The sequence below is a fragment of the Apibacter muscae genome, from assembly GCF_007845595.1.
Taxonomy (GTDB): Bacteria; Bacteroidota; Bacteroidia; order Flavobacteriales; family Weeksellaceae; genus Apibacter; species Apibacter muscae.
Genome location: NZ_SELI01000018.1, coordinates 18,175 through 36,702, shown reverse-complemented (window position 1 = coordinate 36,702; position 18,528 = coordinate 18,175). Strand labels below are relative to the sequence as shown.

The window sequence follows — 18,528 nt, the reverse complement described above, 5'->3', positions numbered from 1 at the left end:
TACTTAAAATTTTTATTAAGCCATTATTTTTTAGAAATATAAATATCAAAAAAATACAAATGATTTATAAGCGAATAAGAAGCCATTTAAATAACTATAATATAGCTTAATACCATAATTATCTATATCTAAAACCTCTGGAATTTATAAAGTTATCTAAATTATAACCTAACCCCACCAATAAACCATTTCCTCCTTCTTTGTAAATATCCGTCAACCCAAAGTTATAACCGAAAGAAAAATTAAGTTTATTTAATTCCGCTTGAAAAAATGGAGTCAAAGATAAAGGTCCATTAATTTTAGAGTCATTCGCAATTCTATAGCTTACACCTACTGCAAATAAATTAACCTCACTCTGATATTTAGCTCGAAGATTAAAATCTATCATTTTTTCAGCATTTGTATTCAGTGTAAACATCATTGATGGCTCAATAAATAGATTGGAAGGTAATTGCCAATCATACCCTAAATTAAGATAATACCACGAAGGCGAAGGCTCTATAGAGTTTACCACTGGTTTATTTTGCCCCAAAGGTAAATCCAAGACAGAAACCCCGGCAAAAAAACCAGAATAATAAACAGACATACCTAAATTAAGATAAGGAAGAAATACTGTTTTATTATTATATATTAACGGATCAAATAGATCATCGGGACGAAGTCTTGAATAATCAAAAGATTGAGAAAACATACTTACTGAAGCTCCAAATGAAAATTGACTTTTGGTGCGATCTTCATCGCCCAAAGGAATATGGTAGGCACTTGATAAATTAAAACCTGTTAGTAACATCGGCCCGTTCTCATCCCTAAATAAATATATTCCCAAACCCACACGATCAAAAATATTTGAATGTAGGCTTATCGTTTGTGTATTTGGACTGGACTCTATGTTATTCCATTGCTGATGGTACGTAGCTTTAAATACAATGTCGTCTGTAGAGCCTGTATAAGATGGATTTATTAAAACTTTATCGGATAACAGATATTGCTGGTCAAAAGGAATACTTTGCTGAGCAAAATTTTTATTTAAAAAAAATATACTAAATAATAATAACAATTTGAAATTTTTCATAGAATATTTTATCCTTTATAAAGCAAAAATATGAAAAAAAAATAGCTTTTTAATTTAAATATTAAAAAGCTATTTTTAATTAGTTCTATGATTAATTATAAGGAGTTCTGTAACTCTTCCGTTATTTCCATATTGTGAAAAACGTGTTGAACATCATCATCGTCCTCAAATTTTTCTAACATCTTCATAATTATCTGTGCCTGATCTAAAGGCAACGCCTTCATTGTATTGGGCAATCTTTGTAAATCAGCACTTTTAGGCTCTATTTTCAATTCTTCAAACTTATGGTTTATGGAACCAAAATCTTCAAAAGAACTGGTAATAATAACTTCATTATCCTCGATATCAACCTCTTCAGCCCCCGCATCAATCATCTCCAATTCAAAGTCTTCCCAATCCATTGCAATGGAATCTTTATCTAAAGTAAAAATACCTTTTCTATCAAAAACAAAGGTCAATTCTCCATTTTTACCTAAATTCCCATCAAACTTATTAAAGATAGCCCTAACATTAGCAACGGTTCTTGTTGTATTATTGGTCGTGCATTCTAAAAAAATTGCAATCCCTCCAGGTCCATACCCCTCATAAGTTACCTCGTCGTATTGTTCCGCATCAGCACCGGAAGCTTTTTTTATAGCTCTCTCTACATTATCCTTAGGCATATTAACCCCTTTAGCATTAAGCAAACAACGACGTAAAGCTGGATTTGCTTCCGGGTTTGGTCCTCCTGCTTTTACAGCAATTGCAATTTCTTTTCCAATACGGCTAAATTGCTTAGCCATTTTATCCCAGCGGGCTAGTTTAGACGCCTTTCTATATTCAAATGCTCTTCCCATATTCAAGTTTAAAAAATTATAGACAAAAATAAGAATTGTAAGGATGGATTAAAAATTAAATTATGAATTCAAATGATTCCCTTTAATTCTTCTAAACAAGTTATAGCCAACACAATTGATTCAGTAAAAACAGCCTCCTTTATCAACTTAAATCTATAAAACTTAAATCCGGTACATCATCCGCATATCTACATCAACTCTTTAGGAATAATACAAATAGGTATCGGTTTAATTTTATGTTGTGCCGCTTTATTTAAACGCTCATAAATTTCAAATACTTCTTTTTGTCTACCCGAAAAATCAGAAGATACATGATTTTTATGTACACTCATAGCCCATTCCAATTCAGGATAGGTGGCCCCCAACTGATCTTCGTCCGAGCGATCATCTCCCCATAAACCATCGGTAGGTTTTGCCTTTTGTATTTCTTGAGATATCCCCATCTCTTTCGCCAATTCAAAAACCTGACTTTTTAATAAATCTGCAATAGGGCTAATATCCACTCCACCATCTCCATATTTAGTAAAAAACCCCACTCCAAAATCTTCTATTTTATTCCCTGTTCCACATACCAAAAAATTATACAATCCGGCATAGTAATAAAGAGTAGTCATTCGCAAACGAGAACGCGTATTAGCTAAAGACAAATTTGTATTTGTATTACCTTCATCCACCTCCAAAGCATCAGTTAAAATATCGAACGAATTAGTCAAATCTACCCTCTTAGTTAAAACATTAGAAAATTTATTCTTTAAAAAATCCATATGTTCTCGAGCTCTAGAAACTTGTTCTATGGGCTGATGTATCGGCATTTCTAATAATAAAACCGGTTTACCTGTAGCAGCTGCCAAAGTAGAAACCACTGCAGAATCTATCCCTCCAGAAACTCCCACTACAAAGCCTTTCATTCCTGAATTTTTAATATAATCATTCAGCCATTCTATAATATAAGAAATTACTTCTTGTGTTTTCATAATACGTATCTTTGCCTATTGTTTTTTAAATTTAAAAAATCCAATGGTAAAAATAACGAAGTTTTTATACTTTTTTCTAATCTTAGCACTAATTAGCAATTGCTCAAAAAAAAACAAAGCGGAAGAATATTCCAAACGTTGGAAAATTGATGTTGGCGGTTCAGAATCAGAAGTTGAAATTATAGATATTTCCAAAGACTTTTATAATTTAAACTCTCCCATTTCAAATTTTAAAGAGAAATATCCATTTTTTTTAGATGCTAGAATTTCAGATCAAAAATATGAAACTCAACGCAGGGATACTACTGAATTAAATATTTATAAAGAAATTGTAAAAAACGTAAATACGAGTCAAATCCAGAAAGATCTTACGGATCTTTTTAGTCATATTAAATATTATTATCCCGAATTTAAAATTCCTAAAGTTTATTTGTATTCTTCCTTTTTACAGGATTATTTAAACCCTGTTACTTACGTCCCTGAACAAAATGCAATATTTATAGCTACTGATAATTTTTTAGGTGCTGATAATAAATATTACAATCTATTTAGGATTGATAAATATCTTCAAAAAACTATGAGCCCAAACTATTTAAGTTCTAAAGTTACCGATGAAATTATTAAACAATTAAACTTATTACCTAAAAAATTAAACAGCCAAAATTTTGTTTCACAAATGATACGGCAGGGAAAAATCCTCGCTTTAAAAGATGCATTTCTCCCAGATTTACCCGATGAGTATAAAATGGAATATACAAAAGAACAATACGATTGGGCGAAAAATAATGAATTTGATATTTGGAATTTCTTTGTACAAGAGAATTATCTATTTAGTGACGATATTGGTTTATCCGATAGATTTTTATCTCTAGCTCCTTTTTCTAAATTTTATACAGAAGTTGATACCCATAGCCCGGGGAATATAGGATCTTGGGTAGGATGGCAAATAGTAAAAAAATATTTACAAGAAAATCCAGAAATAAAATTGCAAGATTTTATAAATAATACCAATCACGATCAAATTTTTTCAAAATCCAGATATAAACCCAAACAAAACGAAACCGTTGAATCAGAAAAATAATTAGAGATGAAAGAGACTGAAATAAACTTTGCTATTGATTTAGATGAAAATCATATCCCTGAAAAAATTATTTGGGCAGCTCCTGATGGAGGAGTGGTTGGACAAGAAACTAAATCTATCCTTCTATCCGTTTGGGACCACAAAACTAAAGAAGCGTTACGTATTGATCTTTGGACAAAAGAAATGCCTGTAGATGAAATGAAGCGTTTTATTCACCAAGTATTCATCTCTTTGGGGGATACTTACCAAAAAGCTACGGATGAAGAAGATGTTGCTGAGGAAATAAGAAAATTTGCCGAATATTTTGCTGATCGAAGCGGTATTAAAATGTAATGTTTCAATTTTAAAATAAATAATCATGATACTCCATAGTAGAAACAGAAGATTAAGAAGTAGTCAATCTATAAGGGATCTTATGCGTGAAATTACTCTAACTACTGATGATTTTATGCTTCCCTTGTTTATAACTGAAGGAAATAATATAAAGGAAGAAATACCATCCATGCCTGGAATCTTTAGACAATCTTTAGATTTAACTCTGAAAGAAATTAAAGAAATATGGTCTTTAGGAATTAAGGCAGTCAATTTATATGTTAAAGTAAGCGACAATCTTAAAGATAATACCGGAAAAGAGGCATGGAATAAAGAAGGACTTATGCAAAAAGCAATCAAAGCCATTAAAGATACTGTTCCAGAAATGGTAGTTATGCCAGACGTTGCTTTAGATCCATATTCTATTTATGGGCATGATGGGATTGTTAAAGAGGGTAAAATCATCAATGACGAAACCGTAGATGCTTTAGTAAAAATGAGCTTATCTCATGCAGAAGCTGGTGCTGATTTTGTCGCGCCCAGCGATATGATGGATGGAAGAGTTTCTGCTATACGTAAAGCTTTGGAAGAAAATCACTTTCACGATGTTGGTATTATGAGTTATACTGCGAAGTATGCCAGTTCTTACTATGGACCTTTTAGAGACGCTTTGGATAGTGCTCCTGGTTTTGGTGATAAAAAAACCTATCAGATGGATTACTGCAATAGTAAAGAAGCGATTAATGAGGCTCTCAAAGACATTAATGAAGGTGCAGATATCATTATGGTTAAGCCCGGACTTCCCTATTTAGATATAGTTTCTAAATTAAATGAGTTAGTTGATGTCCCTATATCGGTATACCAAGTGAGCGGAGAATATTCAATGATTAAAGCGGCTGTAAATCAAGGATGGCTTGACAATAACAAAGTTATTATAGAAAGCCTTAGCTGTATTAAAAGAGCAGGAGCAAGTCTTATTACAACTTATTTCGCTAAAGAAGCAGCAAGAATATTAAACTCATAATTGAATACTTTAAAATTTTATCTCTGGCATTATTTTTGAAACTTTTAGGTTTAATTTAAAAAAGCTTTATTAAGAATGAAAAAAAGTATTTTATTACTTTCTGCTATTTCTGCATTTATATTTTTTACAAGTTGTGATAAAAAAGCAGAACAGAATCAATCAAATAATGATTCTATCCCTGTAGATAGCATTGAAATTACAGATCTAACCATTGAAGAAATCCCTGTCCCTGATGAAGTTGTCGGTACCTATGAAGGAACTTTCCCTTGTGCAGATTGTGAAGGAATTAAAACTCATTTAGAATTAAATAAGGACAAAACTTTTAAACGTACAGAGGAGTATCTTGGAAAGAAAAAACCAGAAGATAAAAATGTGTTTGAAACCAAAGGAAATTACAAAGTACTTAATAACAAACATGTGGTTTTAGTTCCTGACAGCACTGAATTTGTAATTGGAATTGATCAATTAACTCTTGCTCCTACTAATAACGCCTCTCCTGAAACTAATACCTCAAATTATGTTTTAACTAAAATTAAGATTAAAGGAGACAAAGAAAAAATTCAACAAGAAGTAATTGACAGCACTGGACAAGTGATTGACAAAACTAAAGAAAAGATTAAAGTACAATAACTTATAAAAAACCTAAAAGATTAACTTTTAGGTTTTTTTGTAAATAATCTAAATTAATTCCTACCAATTTGGTAGGAATAATTCTTATAAGTATATTTGTATTCACATTGATCGATAATATCATGAATTTTAGAAAATTAACCTATTTAACTTTATTACTTTTAACCATTTACTCATGCTCCAATAAAAACTCAGAAAAAATACAAATATCTGGAGCATTTGCCTTATACCCCATGATGGTTAAGTGGGCTGAAGAATTTAAGCATGAGAATCCCGGAGTGAAAATTGATATTTCAGGAGGTGGTGCTGGAAAGGGAATGACCGACGTCTTATCTGGAATGGTAGATATTGGAATGATTTCCAGAGAAATACACGACGAAGAAATAAAAAAAGGTGCTTATGCCTTTACTGTCGCTAGAGATGCAGTAGTAGCTACGATGAATACTCAGAATCCAGAATGGAGTGAAATGAAAAAGAAAGGTTTATCATCCGAAAAGGCTTCCAAAATATGGAACGCTGAATATAAAACTTGGGGCGAAATATTTAATAATACCAATCAAAATCCCCTAAATGTTTATACAAGATCCGATGCCTGTGGAGCTGGAGAAACTTGGGCTGCATGGATGGGAGAAAAACAAGAAGATTTAAAAGGTAGAGGGGTATTTGGAGATCCGGGAATAGCTTCCGCAGTTCAAAAAGATGTAAATGGTATTGGCTACAACAATATTGCCTATGCTTACGATATAAAAACAATGAAACCTCAAGAAAATTTAGGTATTATACCCATTGATATAAACAAAAATGGAAACCTAGAAGGCGATGAGGATTTTTATAAAGATATGGGTTCTATGATTCAAGCAATTTCTAATCATAAATACCCTTCCCCACCGGCTAGAAATTTATACCTAGTTACTAAAAACAAGCCTACCAATCCTCTGGTTATTAAATTTATTGAATTTATATTAACCAAAGGACAAGGCTACACTACTGAAAATGGTTTTATCAAAATATCACCAGAAACTGCCAAAGAAGAATTAAAAAAATTAAATTAGAGAAGTAATTAAAGGTGAAATCTTTAAAATGTCGCATACTAAAAGATAAGCTAGCAAGGTCATACATGCTAGCTATAACTCTTTTATCTATCTTACTTTTATTTTTTATGGGTGGGGGACTTTTTAATAACTCCCTGCCTTTACTTAAGTTACATTCTTTAAAAGATTTACTTGGCTCTTCTAATTGGAACCCTTTTAAAAATGAATTTGGCTTTTTTCCTTTCATTTATAGTACTTTACTGGTAACCTTATTGTCCATTGTTTTAGCGTTTCCAGTGTCATTGCTCACTGCCTTACTGATAAGCGAGAAAGCGTCTTCTCATTTTAAAAAGATTATAAGCCCTGTTCTTGATATTCTTGCCGGAATCCCATCTGTCATTTATGGGGTATGGGGAGTTTTAATCATAGTCCCATGGATTTCAAAGTACTTAGCTCCCAAATTCTCTATCTCTAGTAGTGGATATTCTTTATTAGCCAGTGGTATCGTCTTAGCCGTAATGATAATCCCCATATTGATTAGTTTATTAACACAAATATTTACAAATGTACCCGAAGATTTAAAAGAAGCTTCTACATCCTTAGGAGCTACCCAATGGCAAACCATTAAAAATGTGGTGATAAAAAAATCACTATCCGGTATCATAGCTTCTGTAGTACTAGGAATTTCTAAATCATTTGGTGAAACGATAGCTGTGGTTATGGTCTGTGGCAATTCCATACAGATCCCTCATTCAATTTTTGAATCGGGCTACCCTTTACCCGCTTTAATTGCCAATAACTATGGAGAAATGATGTCCATTCCCAATTACGAATCTGCCTTAATGTTTGCTGCCTTCTTATTATTTTTTATGATATTATTTTTTAACTTAATTTCTAGAATTATTCTCCATCGTTTACAAACTAAATTTTAAATTATGAAATTTAAATTTATAGAAGAACGTATTGCCACGATTTTCATGTATCTAGCCGCATTTATAGTCGTAGCATTTTTAGGTAGTATTTTATGGACTATTATAAAAAATGGCTTCCCTTATTTAAATTGGTCCATGATTTCTAAACTTCCTTCCGGAGGGTTTTACATTGGAGGAGATGGTGGAATTTTAAACGCAATTGTAGGATCTCTCTATATAGTTGCAGGCGCCACTATTCTTGGACTATTGATTAGCATCCCTGTAGTTTTTTACCTAAATGTTTATTTAACAACTCACTCCAAATTTGCCCAGCTTTGCAGACTTACGTACGACGTTCTATTTGGTATTCCATCCATTGTTTACGGAGCCTTTGGATTTACTTTAATGATTTATTTTGGTTTACGAACCTCCTTGTTAGCCGGAATTATTGTAATAACTTTATTAATCATTCCGATTTTTATACGTTCTATGGATGAAGCAGCCAAAGAACTACCTAAAGATTTAATGGATGCTACCTATTCTCTAGGAGCTACTCGCTTAGAAGCCCTTAAGATTTTTATTAAACAAATAGCCCCGGGTATAGGTACGGCTACCTTTCTATCTATCGGTAGAGCGATTGGAGATACGGCTGGAGTTTTATTTACTGCAGGATTTACGGATAATATACCAACCGCTTTGGATGAACCTGCCGCTACTCTACCCTTATCTATTTTCTTTCAATTGAGTAGCCCTTCTTCAGAAGTTAGAGAAAAAGCGTATGCTGCTGCACTTTTATTAACCCTTATCATATTAGTTTTAAGTATTTTAGGTAGAATCTTTTTTCATAAATATTCAAAAAATAAATTACGATGAATTTAACTCTTCCCCATAAATTTTTACAAACTTTTAGTAAAGACCCTATTACTACTGCAAAGATCAATAATTCAGAATTTTTACCGTACGACAAGTTTAATAGTAAAAAAAGTTACCCCGATCTTCGGATCAAAGATTTTAACCTTTCTATACAAGGACATAAAATCTTAAAGAATATAAACACTACTATACCCAACCAAAGTATCACTTGTATTATTGGTCCTTCAGGATGTGGAAAAACTACCCTTTTAAAAAGTATTAATCGATTAAATGAAAACCTGCCTAATGTCAAAATTCAAGGAGATATACTCCTAGACAATGAAAATATTTATGGCAAAAATGTAGAACTTACCCACCTTAGAAAAAAATTAGGTTTGTTGTCTCAACGTCCCACCCCGTTACCTATGTCCATTTATGAGAATATTACCTACGGTTGTAAAATCCATGGACTTAAGAACAAAAAAAAGTTAAATGTTGTTGTAGAATACTACTTGAAAGCTGTTGGCTTATGGGAGGAAATTAAGGACCGCTTGCATACTCCTGCTACCCGTCTTTCTATTGGTCAACAACAAAGACTATGCTTAGCACGAGGCTTGGCGGTCGAACCTGAATTTATCTTAGGGGATGAGTCCACTTCAGCCTTAGATCCTATTTCCAGCGGCACTATAGAACAACTATTTTTATCCTTGAAAGAAGAATATGGAATTATTTTAGTCACCCACACCCTACGTCAAGCCAAAAGAATTGCCGATTATGTCATTTTTATGTATATGGGTGAAATCATAGAACAAGGAAAGGCACAAGAGATTTTTGAAAATCCACAGCAGGAGCTTACTCAAAAATATATTTCAGGTGCATTCAGCTAACCATTAACCACTTAATTCATAAATCATCCAAAAAATTCAAGGCAAATTGAAAACAAATTTGGACAATTAAAATTTTATTCTATAAATTTGCAGGAATAAAATTACAAAACATAATAAAATTACGAAGCCAAATGTTCAAAATAATCCACATATTAAACATCATTGATTTCCCATCTATGGGAAAATCTTAGCTTCGGGAATAAACTTCAAAAAATTATCCAATTATATAATAGATGAACCCGAAGCAAAGCTTCGGGTTTTTTATTGTCCTATTGATAAATGGTCATTTATCTTCCTACATTTTTTCGTATGGAATGCTCAATTTAAAGTCCGAGGCTTATTGAACTGTTTTTATTTGATTTTTAATAAAATCAAACTAACTGTTAAGTATTCGTAAATAAGTACATCGTAACAGTTTTAACTAAAATTTAAACCGTTATGGGCAAGATAAAATTAAAAGGAAAAGATTTATTAAAGTTGGGTTATCCCAACAATAAGATCATAAACATAGCCATCGAAGTTATGCAAAAAAACTTTGAAAAAAAGAATAAAGCTTATGTACTAAGCATACTTAAAGACATTCAAAATCAACCCGATGAATATAAAAATCATTTAATGCTCGGACAAATAGCCAAAGAAATTTTGAATCTTACCAAGGTAGAGAAAAGAAAACTGGAAAGCCAAAGAGCCCCATTTAAAATTTTTGGTATTGAACAAATAACCGAAGAAGCCATTCAACAATTGTACACCTCTTTAAAACTCCCCATTTCAATTAGAGGAGCTTTAATGCCGGATGCACATGTAGGTTATGGATTACCGATTGGTGGAGTCTTAGCGACCGAAAATGCTGTTATCCCTTACGGAGTAGGTGTAGATATTGGGTGCAGAATGTGTTTAAGTATATTAGATGTTCCTATCTCATATTTGGAAGGCAGTAAGGATAAATATTTAAATGCATTGCTTGAGCATACCAAATTTGGCATGTACGAAACGCACCAAAGCCATATTGAACATTCCATTTTTGAGGAGGAAGCTTTTCAAATGATTCCATTATTACGGCGTTTAAAAGCAAAAGCCATCCAACAAATGGGAACTTCTGGGGGTGGAAATCATTTTGTGGAATTTGGAGAAGTGGAAATTCTTGAAGATCATTCTATGAATCAACTACCCAAAGGAAAATATTTAGGAATACTTTCTCATAGTGGTTCGCGAGGGCTAGGAGCTGAAATTGCGCAAACCTATACCCGAATAGCTATAGAACAATGTCCCTTACCCAAAGAAGCTCAACAATTGGCTTGGTTAGATTTAGATTCTCATTTAGGAATAGAATATTGGACAGCCATGAATTTAGCCGGAGAATATGCGGCTGCTTGCCACACAGATATTCATCGAAGATTAATGAAGATTACCGGAGGTCGTTTATTAGCAAGGGTAGAAAACCATCACAACTTTGCATGGAAAGAAATTCACGAGGGTAAAGAAGTAATTGTACATAGAAAAGGTGCTACACCTGCTGCAGATGGTCAAATAGGATTTATACCCGGATCAATGACTTCCAAAGGGTTTATTGTACGTGGCAAAGGTAATGCAGAAGCGCTTCGTTCCGCCTCTCATGGAGCTGGAAGATTGCTTTCTAGACATAAAGCTAAAAACGTTATTACCAATTCTGAGATTTCTAAAGAACTAAAAAAACACCATGTAGAACTTATCGGAGGAAGTAAGGAGGAAGCTCCAATGGCTTATAAAAACATTAACGAGGTTATGAACTCTCAGTCTGATTTAGTAGATATTCTGGGAACTTTTAAACCTAGATTGGTAAGAATGGATAAAAAATAACTTTCATGATGAGGATAAATAAAACGTAGTGCTTATGTATAAGAAAATTTTACAACTCACTTCAGGCAGAGGCCCTGTGGAGTGTGAATGAGCTGTGGCTCAAATTTTAAAACATCTGATCCAAGAAATAAATAATGAGAAATTGAACTATAAAATTATTGAAAGAACTTCCGGAATTTTTCAAGGCACTTTACAAACGGTATGCCTTGAATTATATGGTGAGAAAGAATTGTTAAATCAATTCATTTGCTCTTGGTTAGGAGTTATTCAATATATAGGACAAAGCCCTTTTAGAAAATTTCATAAGTAGAAAAATTGGTTTATAGAAATTTCAGAAGTTTCAGAATTAAAAGAAATAAACATTTTAGAAACAAATATTAAGTACCAAGCTGTGCGTTCACAAGGCCCCGGAGGACAAAAGGTGAATAAGGTAAATACAGCTGTTAGGGCCACCCATCTGCCCACAAAAACCTCTGTATTTGTTATGGACTCACGCTCTCAATTTCAGAATAAAAAAACGGCTAGAGATCGTTTAATCGAAAAGATTAAACTTAAAAATTACGAAAATTTAAAAAGCCAGATTCAAGAAAAATGGAATCATCAAACTGATATACAAAGAGGAAATCCCATTCGGGTATTCACACATAAAGATTAGTCTTAAACATGAAACAAAATAACCTAAGAAAATTATCAATTATAAACCTTTCAAGACATGAAATTTTGTACAAAATATACCTAATTCCTAAAACAATAATCAAGCAATGATTGAATTTAAAAATATCTCAAAACATCTCAAATTCTAAAAAATAGAGATTCTCCAAACTAATGAATCAAAAGATGTTATTTTTGCAATACAAATATGTATTTATAGTTAATAAATAAAAATGAACACCATACAAAATAAATATTATTTCCAAGCTTTAGACAACTTCCCGTACAATATGGAAGATACCATGGAAGCTCTAAACTACGCTTTGTCTTACGATCCAAACCAAGCCGATTGCTTATGTTTACTGGCAAGGGTGTATGCCGAAGTTCTTAATGATTATACCACCGCCAAGGAGTATTTTGAAAGAGCGATGGCTTCTAATCTGCATTGTATTTCATTGTACCCCCCTTATATCGAATGTCTTCTATGGAATGAAGACTTCCAAGAGGCGGAAAAGCTTATTCATTTCGCTTTAACTGTTAAAGGGATAGATAAAGCCGCTATTTACAATAAGAAGTCTTTGTGGTATGAATACCAAAGAGACTATAAAAATGCTTTAAAAGCCATTGATGAAGCTAGATTACATACCTATACCCAAAGCTTTATGAGCCATCTGGACGATCGTGCTAAACTTATCAAGCAAAAAGAAAAAAAAGTGAATAAAAAACAAAGGAATTCTAAATAGAATTCCTTTGTTTTTTTTATTGGTATAATTATCCATTTCTCATCCGTTATCCTAAATATAATTCCAAATAAATTCTTAGAATTTCATATCTATTTTATACTTTATTTCTAAGCACAAGATCAATAAAAAAGCTTTTTATAAAAACCATACGAACTCATGTAAGAATAACTTATTTTTGTACGTATGATTTCCAAAGAAACCATTGATAAGATTTTCTCCACCGCCAGGGTTGAAGAAGTGATTTCCGATTTTGTTAACCTAAAAAAATCCGGAAGCAATTATAAAGGTCTCAGTCCTTTTGTGGATGAAAAAACCCCCTCGTTTATGGTTTCTCCTGCCAAGCAAATCTGGAAAGACTTCTCTTCTGGCAAAGGAGGGAACGTAGTTACCTTCATTATGGAGCAGGAGCACTACACCTACCCGGAAGCTTTGCGCTATTTGGCAAAAAAATACCACATTGAAATAGAGGAAGACGAAACCGAGCTAACCGAAGAACAAAAGGAGATACAGCTGAACAAAGAAAGCTTATACCAACTTTCTGAAGTGGCAAATGAATATTTCCAACAACAACTCTGGGATGAAGAAGAAGGAAAAACCTTAGCTCTTTCCTATTTTAGAGAAAGAGAAATTCGAGACGAAATTATTAAACAATTTCAATTGGGGTATTCGCCTAAAAGTAGAAGCGCTTTTACTACTTACGCCCTGGAAAAAGGATACAAACGAGAAGCTCTAGAAAAATCCGGACTTGGCATTTTTAAAGAAGATTCTGAAATTGGGTACGACAGATTTCGCGAAAGAGTAATTTTTCCCATTCACAGTTTTTCCGGAAGAGTTTTAGGTTTCGGGGGTAGAGTTTTACAAAACCATGGAAAAACTGCCAAATATCTGAATTCTCCTGAAAGTGAAATTTACCACAAAAGCCAAACTTTGTATGGGTTATTTCAAGCCAAAACCCATATCATTAAGGAAGATAATTGTTATTTGGTGGAAGGCTATATGGATGTTATAACCCTTTACCAAAATGGAATAAAAAATGTAGTTGCCTCTTCCGGCACCTCTCTTACCACAGACCAAATTAGACTAATTAAAAGGCTTACCCCCAATATTACCATCTTATACGATGGGGATCCGGCAGGTATAAAAGCTTCCTTTCGTGGAATTGATATGATTCTGGAACAGGAAATGAATGTGCGTGTTTTACTTTTTCCCCAAGGGGAAGATCCGGATAGTTTTGCCCGCAAACACACGACGGAAGAAATTGAGCTTTATTTTAAACAAAACATCAAGGATTTTATAAATTTTAAAACCGATGTTTTACTGGAAGAAACCCAAGGAGACCCTATAAAAAAAGCATCGCTCATCCGAGACATTGTAGGCAGCATTGCTTTAATTACCAATCTTATTCAGCAAGAAATCTATATAAAAGAATGTTCTCGTTTATTAGATATTTCTGAACAAGTATTGTTTAGCGAACTGGCACAAATTTCTCAACCAAAGGAAAATAAAGAAAATTCTTCTTCGGCTCCACGCCCACAGCTGCAAGCCATAAATAAACAATCCTCCAAAGAGGTTGATTTTACTTATAAGATAGAGGAAGATATTTTAGACCTTATGCTTTCTTATGGGGATTTTGAAATTGAAATAAAATATCAGGACGAGGATGAAACCTATTCTACCACAGTAATTGAAGAAATTGTTCAAAAACTACAGGAAGACGATATACAGTTTAGCATTGACTTTTATAACAAAATTTTCCATGACATTATAGAAGGTTTAGAAAACAACGAATTACGTACCGGTAGTTATTTTGTAAAATCGGAAGAAGAAGAATTTACACATTTTGCAGCGGAAAAAATGTTGAAAAAGTACTCCATTAGCAAAAATTGGGAAGCCAAAGAAATATTTGTGCCTACCTTAGAACAAAACCTAGCGAAAAATACTAAAGATGTTATTTTAACTTATAAATCTATGAAGATCATTCAAATGAAAAATGCTTTAGCTTTACAACTAAAAGATAAGTATCTCACAGACGAAAAGAGAATAACCATTTTTAAACAATTGATGAACTTAGACACTCTTTTAAAAAGAATTAAACAATTGGAAAATCGGGTTATGTAATTTTTTGCTTCCTCTAAGACTATTCCGTTTAGATAAATTAAAAAACGTACATTTCAAAATAACTAACGTATCACCTCCAAAGGAGCTCCTGGGTACGGACGGAATAAATAAATTTTATATTGAGCCATTTATAAATTTATTCTCCGAAATATGGCCGGTTTCCTTAAGAGTTTAACGTAAAATTGAGCTTCTGTCTATAAATAGATTAACGTTGAAAATGGATAGAAATTATTGGCTTTAAATTTTCTATTTTTGTATTTATACTCTTTGGCTATGCAAACCTTAAAAAAATATTTCCCTTGCCTTACTGAAAAGCAAGAAAACCTTTTTAATAAGCTACCTTCTCTTTACAAAGAATGGAACGAAAAAATTAACGTCATCTCCCGGAAAGATATTGATTTTTTGGGTGAAAGGCACATTTTGCACTCTTTAGGAATAGCCCAAGTACTTTCTTTCCAACCTAAGGCTAAGGTGCTAGACATAGGAACTGGTGGGGGATTTCCAGGAATTCCTTTGGCAATTTTATTTCCGGAAACTTCCTTTGTTTTGGTAGATTCCATTGGAAAAAAAATTAAAGTGGTACAAGAAATTGCAGAGGCTTTGTCATTAACCAACGTAACGGCTCTGCATTCTCGAGCGGAGGAAATTGACGATCGATTTGATTTTATAGTAAGCCGGGCTGTAACTCAAATGCCTACCTTTATTAACTGGACACATAACAAGTTTCTAAAAAAAAATATGCATTCTTTAAAAAACGGGATTCTTTATTTAAAGGGGGGGGATTTAACAGAGGAGTTAAAAGAATTCCCTAAGGCAAAAATTTATCCGCTTTCTAATTTTTTTGAGGAAGATTTTTTTGAAACCAAGAAGGTGGTTTACTTGGAAAATTGAAGCGGCATATACTACTTTTAACTATTTATTTTTGCGCTTCTTGGTAAAATATAATGTAAATTTGTTTTTCAATACCTAATACACTATGCACGAAGAAGAAAAAAAAACCTCTAATTTTTTAGAGCAAATTATAGATGAGGATTTAGCTCAAGGGTTTCCTAAAGATAAACTTCGGTTTCGTTTTCCGCCTGAACCTAACGGATTTCTACATATAGGGCATACCAAGGCTATATGGATCAATTTTGGATTGGCTCAAAAATACCATGCCCCAGTAAACCTAAGATTGGACGACACGAATCCGGAAAAGGAGGAGCAAAAATATGTGGATGCGATTAAAAAGGATATTGAATGGCTGGGCTACCGATGGGATAAAGAATGTTATGCCTCTGATTATTTTCAGCAATTGTACGACTGGGCAGAACAATTAGTAAAAGAAGGGAAAGCTTACGTAGATAGCCAAACTTCTGAAGAAATTGCGGAACAAAAAAAATCTCCTTTCGAAGAGGGAGTGGAAAGCCCTTACCGTAATAGAAGTGTGGAAGAAAATTTAGATTTATTAAGGAGAATGAAGGCGGGAGAATTTGAGGAAGGTGCTCATTTACTTCGTGCAAAAATTGATATGAAATCTCCTAACATGAATTTAAGGGATCCTGCCATGTATAGGATCGTAAAAAAATCTCATCACCGAACGGGAGATCAGTGGTGCATTTACCCATTGTATGACTGGACGCATGGAGAATCTGATTATATTGAACAAATTTCTCATTCTCTTTGTTCTTTAGAGTTTGAAAACCATAGACCTTTGTACGAATGGTTCATTAACCAAGTTTACAAAGAGGGTACGGTAAAAAGTAAACAACGAGAGTTCGCTCGTATGAGTTTGGCTTATACTTTAACCAGCAAAAGAAAGCTTTTGCGTTTGGTGGAAGGAAACTATGTTTCGGGCTGGGACGATCCTCGTATGCCTACCATTTCGGGGATGAGAAGAAGGGGATATACCCCTGAAGCGATCCTAGATTTTTTAGAGAGGGTAGGCGTTGCAAAAAGGGAAAATTTGATTGACCTTTCTTTGCTTGAATTCTCTGTTAGAAATCATTTAAATAAAATTGCTCCAAGGGTTATGGCAGTAAAAAATCCGGTAAAAATAATTATTACCAACTACCCGGAAGGAGAAATTGAATATGTGCGTGTGGAAAACAATCCGGAAAACCCAGAGAGTGGAGAGAGAGAAGTGCCTTTTTCAAGAGAGATATATATTGAAAGGGAGGATTTTATGGAGGAGGCTCCTAAAAAATTCTTCCGACTTACTTTAGGAGGGGAAGTTCGTTTGAAAGGTGCCTACATTCTAAAAGCGGAAAGGGTGGACAAAGATGAGACCGGAGAAATTCAAACCATCTATTGTACCTACAACAAGGACAGTAAAAGCGGTAGCGGTACAGAGGCGAGTTTAAGAAAAGTAAAGGGTACTTTACACTGGGTTTCAGCCACTCAAACTCTTCCTATTGAAATACGCATGTATGATCGTCTTTTCAAAGTCGAATCTCCGGATTCTATGGAAGGTGATTTTCTAGATTATTTGAATCCTGATTCTTTACAGGTGGTTCAAGGATATGCTGAACCTAGTCTTCTTAATGCTGCCGTTGGCAGTAAATATCAATTTCAACGTTTGGGTTATTTTGTGGTTGATGAAGATTCCACGAAAGAAAAACTCATTTTTAACCAAACGGTGGGTTTAAAAGATACTTGGAGTAAAATCGCTAATCAAAAATAATAGGCATATGAAAAAAATAATTTCTTTAACTACTCTACTACTATTTACCTTATTTACTTATGCACAGGAAATTAAAGCTCCCGCAGCTAGTTTAAAAGCGAAAGTGGAACAAATGGTGGGGCTTACAGACGTTGAGTTTGAATATTCGCGTCCTAACAAAAAAGGTAGGGTTATTTTTGGAGACTTGGTGCCGTACAATAAAATTTGGAGAACCGGAGCAAATGAAAATACTACTTTTCAATTTGGTGATGATGTAGAATTTTATGGTCAAAATTTACCTAAGGGTAAATATGCTTTGTACACCATCCCTCACAAAAATAAATGGGATCTTATCTTTTACTCAGATTCTGAAAACTGGGGGGTGCCTAAAGAATGGGATGAAAGTAAGGTTGCACTAAAAATAACAGTTCCGACTAAGCAACTGAATGATACAGTTGAAACTTTTACCATTGGTATTAATAATCTTTCCGACAATTCGGGGCATTTACAGCTGATGTGGGACCAAACATTGATCGATGCTAAATTTAATGTTCCAACCCAAAAAATTGCAAATTCCAGCATAGAAGGTATTTTATCTAATCCTAATGCGGATGCAAATGCTTACTATGCTGCCGCAAATTACTATCTAAGATCCAACGGAGATATGAAAAAAGCGCTTAACTGGATCAATAGAGCTATTGATTTAAAGCAAGGTGAGTCTCCTTATTGGTATTATTGGATTAAGGCTCAGATACAAGCGAAATTGGGTGACATTAAAGGAGCGATAGAATCTTCTGAAAAATCTTTAGAGGGAGCCAAAATAGAGTCTAACGAAGAATATATCAAACTTAACACCAACGCACTTAAAGGTTGGAAAAAAGTTTTATAATAAGATAAAATATTGTGCTTTTTATTTCAGTATTCTATAA

At 33.5% G+C, this 18,528-nt stretch carries 19 protein-coding genes; 16 read left to right on the top strand and 3 right to left on the bottom strand.

The features are described from left to right. Nucleotides 1–118: 118 nt before the first annotated feature. The 3 genes from ETU10_RS05560 to nadE form a co-directional block, all read right to left on the bottom strand. A complete protein-coding gene (locus tag ETU10_RS05560) occupies nt 119–1,072 on the bottom strand; it encodes a PorP/SprF family type IX secretion system membrane protein (protein ID WP_146310514.1) in 954 nt (317 codons plus the stop codon). Nucleotides 1,073–1,167: 95 nt separating this feature from the next. Then, on the bottom strand, nt 1,168–1,908 hold the full coding sequence (locus tag ETU10_RS05555) for a YebC/PmpR family DNA-binding transcriptional regulator (protein ID WP_146310512.1): 741 nt from the start codon (nt 1,906–1,908) through the stop codon (nt 1,168–1,170). Nucleotides 1,909–2,096: 188 nt separating this feature from the next. Continuing rightward, entirely contained in the window at nt 2,097–2,882 is a 786-nt protein-coding gene (gene nadE / locus ETU10_RS05550; protein WP_146310510.1) for an NAD(+) synthase, read from the bottom strand. A gap of 43 nt (nt 2,883–2,925) precedes the next feature. Here nadE and gldB point away from each other — a divergent pair, with 43 nt between their 5' ends. From gldB to ETU10_RS05470, 16 genes are all read left to right on the top strand, one after another. Then, on the top strand, nt 2,926–3,963 hold the full coding sequence (gene gldB, locus ETU10_RS05545) for a gliding motility lipoprotein GldB (RefSeq protein WP_146261909.1): 1,038 nt from the start codon (nt 2,926–2,928) through the stop codon (nt 3,961–3,963). Between the two features lie 6 nt (nt 3,964–3,969). Beyond that, entirely contained in the window at nt 3,970–4,296 is a 327-nt protein-coding gene (gldC, locus tag ETU10_RS05540) for a gliding motility protein GldC (RefSeq protein WP_146261910.1), read from the top strand. A 25-nt stretch (nt 4,297–4,321) separates the two neighbouring features. After that, on the top strand, nt 4,322–5,299 hold the full coding sequence (hemB, locus tag ETU10_RS05535) for a porphobilinogen synthase (protein WP_146310508.1): 978 nt from the start codon (nt 4,322–4,324) through the stop codon (nt 5,297–5,299). Nucleotides 5,300–5,374: 75 nt separating this feature from the next. After that, nucleotides 5,375–5,929 carry a copper resistance protein NlpE gene (locus ETU10_RS05530; RefSeq protein ID WP_146310506.1) on the top strand — a complete coding sequence of 185 codons (555 nt, stop codon included), beginning with the start codon at nt 5,375–5,377 and terminating at the stop codon, nt 5,927–5,929. A gap of 122 nt (nt 5,930–6,051) precedes the next feature. Next, the gene (locus ETU10_RS05525; protein WP_146310504.1) at nt 6,052–6,981 is read left to right on the top strand and encodes a PstS family phosphate ABC transporter substrate-binding protein; all 930 of its coding nucleotides are present in this window, start codon (nt 6,052–6,054) and stop codon (nt 6,979–6,981) included. Nucleotides 6,982–6,995: 14 nt separating this feature from the next. Then, entirely contained in the window at nt 6,996–7,892 is an 897-nt protein-coding gene (pstC, locus tag ETU10_RS05520; RefSeq protein ID WP_221410370.1) for a phosphate ABC transporter permease subunit PstC, read from the top strand. Nucleotides 7,893–7,895: 3 nt separating this feature from the next. Continuing rightward, the gene (pstA, locus tag ETU10_RS05515) at nt 7,896–8,744 is read left to right on the top strand and encodes a phosphate ABC transporter permease PstA (protein WP_146310502.1); all 849 of its coding nucleotides are present in this window, start codon (nt 7,896–7,898) and stop codon (nt 8,742–8,744) included. Then, the gene (locus ETU10_RS05510; RefSeq protein ID WP_146310500.1) at nt 8,741–9,610 is read left to right on the top strand and encodes a phosphate ABC transporter ATP-binding protein; all 870 of its coding nucleotides are present in this window, start codon (nt 8,741–8,743) and stop codon (nt 9,608–9,610) included. The genes pstA and ETU10_RS05510 overlap by 4 nt, the downstream gene beginning before the upstream one ends. 438 nt (nt 9,611–10,048) lie before the next feature. Next, on the top strand, nt 10,049–11,446 hold the full coding sequence (locus ETU10_RS05505) for an RtcB family protein (protein ID WP_146310498.1): 1,398 nt from the start codon (nt 10,049–10,051) through the stop codon (nt 11,444–11,446). A 94-nt stretch (nt 11,447–11,540) separates the two neighbouring features. Next, nucleotides 11,541–11,756 carry a hypothetical protein gene (locus tag ETU10_RS05500; RefSeq protein WP_146310497.1) on the top strand — a complete coding sequence of 72 codons (216 nt, stop codon included), beginning with the start codon at nt 11,541–11,543 and terminating at the stop codon, nt 11,754–11,756. 12 nt (nt 11,757–11,768) lie between these two features. Then, nucleotides 11,769–12,101 carry a peptide chain release factor-like protein gene (locus ETU10_RS05495; protein WP_146310495.1) on the top strand — a complete coding sequence of 111 codons (333 nt, stop codon included), beginning with the start codon at nt 11,769–11,771 and terminating at the stop codon, nt 12,099–12,101. 229 nt (nt 12,102–12,330) lie between these two features. Further along, nucleotides 12,331–12,840: a tetratricopeptide repeat protein gene (locus ETU10_RS05490; RefSeq protein WP_146310493.1), complete on the top strand. Its 510-nt coding sequence runs from the start codon at nt 12,331–12,333 to the stop codon at nt 12,838–12,840. Between the two features lie 183 nt (nt 12,841–13,023). Further along, the gene (gene dnaG, locus ETU10_RS05485; RefSeq protein ID WP_146310491.1) at nt 13,024–14,958 is read left to right on the top strand and encodes a DNA primase; all 1,935 of its coding nucleotides are present in this window, start codon (nt 13,024–13,026) and stop codon (nt 14,956–14,958) included. 273 nt (nt 14,959–15,231) lie between these two features. Further along, entirely contained in the window at nt 15,232–15,849 is a 618-nt protein-coding gene (gene rsmG, locus ETU10_RS05480; protein ID WP_146310826.1) for a 16S rRNA (guanine(527)-N(7))-methyltransferase RsmG, read from the top strand. 85 nt (nt 15,850–15,934) lie between these two features. Then, nucleotides 15,935–17,620, top strand: coding sequence for a glutamine--tRNA ligase/YqeY domain fusion protein (locus tag ETU10_RS05475; protein WP_146310489.1), 1,686 nt, complete (start codon nt 15,935–15,937; stop codon nt 17,618–17,620). 7 nt (nt 17,621–17,627) lie between these two features. Further along, the gene (locus ETU10_RS05470) at nt 17,628–18,488 is read left to right on the top strand and encodes a DUF2911 domain-containing protein (protein ID WP_146310487.1); all 861 of its coding nucleotides are present in this window, start codon (nt 17,628–17,630) and stop codon (nt 18,486–18,488) included. Nucleotides 18,489–18,528: the final 40 nt, after the last annotated feature.

Bases quoted from the DNA above. Each gene is read 5' to 3' on its own strand.
- ETU10_RS05470 (WP_146310487.1), top strand. From the start codon at position 17,628: ATGAAAAAAATAATTTCTTTAACTACTCTACTACTATTTACCTTATTT.
- hemB (WP_146310508.1), top strand. From the start codon at position 4,322: ATGATACTCCATAGTAGAAACAGAAGATTAAGAAGTAGTCAATCTATA.
- ETU10_RS05490 (WP_146310493.1), top strand. From the start codon at position 12,331: ATGAACACCATACAAAATAAATATTATTTCCAAGCTTTAGACAACTTC.
- ETU10_RS05505 (WP_146310498.1), top strand. From the start codon at position 10,049: ATGGGCAAGATAAAATTAAAAGGAAAAGATTTATTAAAGTTGGGTTAT.
- ETU10_RS05555 (WP_146310512.1), bottom strand. From the start codon at position 1,908: ATGGGAAGAGCATTTGAATATAGAAAGGCGTCTAAACTAGCCCGCTGG.
- nadE (WP_146310510.1), bottom strand. From the start codon at position 2,882: ATGAAAACACAAGAAGTAATTTCTTATATTATAGAATGGCTGAATGAT.
- rsmG (WP_146310826.1), top strand. From the start codon at position 15,232: ATGCAAACCTTAAAAAAATATTTCCCTTGCCTTACTGAAAAGCAAGAA.
- dnaG (WP_146310491.1), top strand. From the start codon at position 13,024: ATGATTTCCAAAGAAACCATTGATAAGATTTTCTCCACCGCCAGGGTT.
- gldC (WP_146261910.1), top strand. From the start codon at position 3,970: ATGAAAGAGACTGAAATAAACTTTGCTATTGATTTAGATGAAAATCAT.
- ETU10_RS05530 (WP_146310506.1), top strand. From the start codon at position 5,375: ATGAAAAAAAGTATTTTATTACTTTCTGCTATTTCTGCATTTATATTT.
- ETU10_RS05475 (WP_146310489.1), top strand. From the start codon at position 15,935: ATGCACGAAGAAGAAAAAAAAACCTCTAATTTTTTAGAGCAAATTATA.
- pstA (WP_146310502.1), top strand. From the start codon at position 7,896: ATGAAATTTAAATTTATAGAAGAACGTATTGCCACGATTTTCATGTAT.
- ETU10_RS05510 (WP_146310500.1), top strand. From the start codon at position 8,741: ATGAATTTAACTCTTCCCCATAAATTTTTACAAACTTTTAGTAAAGAC.
- ETU10_RS05525 (WP_146310504.1), top strand. From the start codon at position 6,052: ATGAATTTTAGAAAATTAACCTATTTAACTTTATTACTTTTAACCATT.
- gldB (WP_146261909.1), top strand. From the start codon at position 2,926: ATGGTAAAAATAACGAAGTTTTTATACTTTTTTCTAATCTTAGCACTA.
- ETU10_RS05560 (WP_146310514.1), bottom strand. From the start codon at position 1,072: ATGAAAAATTTCAAATTGTTATTATTATTTAGTATATTTTTTTTAAAT.